Annotated in this window: 2 protein-coding genes; both read right to left on the bottom strand. The window is 37.1% G+C overall.

The genetic code is table 11. The features are described 5' to 3' along the window. Positions 1-11: 11 nt before the first annotated feature. The gene (locus AMDU4_RS14190; protein WP_021787400.1) at positions 12-590 is read right to left on the bottom strand and encodes a glycosyltransferase family 2 protein; all 579 of its coding nucleotides are present in this window, start codon (positions 588-590) and stop codon (positions 12-14) included. Positions 591-623: 33 nt separating this feature from the next. Next, the coding region (rnhB, locus tag AMDU4_RS14185) for a ribonuclease HII (protein ID WP_290704581.1) at positions 624-992 on the bottom strand (369 nt) is incomplete at its 5' end.

Here is a 992-nt window from a genome sequence, read left to right as displayed (position 1 = left end):
TTTGCTTATTCTTATTCATATTTTATCGGTATTTCTATTAACTTGCCGAGCCTTACTGCGTCAATTTTAATATCCTCCGAAAAGGACATTCCATTGCTGAGATTTTTCATTTTCTCGTAAAATTCACGGTAAAAAATCCACATGCCGCTCTGGGAATCGTTGAGAGTTATCTTGAAAAGCAATCGCATGGTGAAGTTTAAAATGCTGTTTCCTATGTAATGCAGGGATGTGTAATTATGCTGTGTCCTGAGAGCCATCCGGTCACATGAAATAAAATTGACCTCGTCCATCCAGATAATTTCCAGTAATGGTTTTACTATGTCTGTAGGATATGTATTGTCTCCGTCCATGCATACAATAAGGTCGCCCTTTGCGTGCTTCAATCCGGTTTTGTAGGCAATGCCATAACCCCTCCTGCTCTCATTTATCACAATGGCACCCTTTGCTGCTGCTATTTCCTTTGTCCTGTCAGTAGAATCTGTATCAACCACTATAATTTCTATTCCTTCAACCGATTTTAAAAGACCGTCTATTACAGATCCAATAGTTCCTTCCTCGTTGATTGTGGGAATAACTGCAGTAACATTCATCCTTCCACAATAGAATAACTTATTTATTATTTTTTAGTATATTAGTTTTCTATTTAACATACTTTTATAGGTTTTCCACTGATGCCTCACTATTTTATCAATATCTTTTCCATCTTTTAGGGCATTTTTAACAAAATTTATGGTTCTTGGATCTGATGGATATCCTGACCCAAAATCACCGTATTTTTCATGTAGCTTCTCTATTTCACGGTCTCTTATAACCTTGGCAACTATTGAAGCTGCGGATACAGCAGGATATATCTCATCAGCCTTGTGCCTGCATATAATTTTTCTGCCAGAATTCGTAGCTAATTTTAACTGCAGCCTGGATTCATTTACATCANAGCTATCAACATATATGATAGCTTCAACTGGAGCCCATAATGCCAGCTTTGATGCATA

Source organism: Ferroplasma sp. Type II (genome assembly GCF_000496155.1).
Note: the sequence above shows the minus strand (reverse complement) of the source record. Positions and strands in the feature narration are given on the sequence as shown.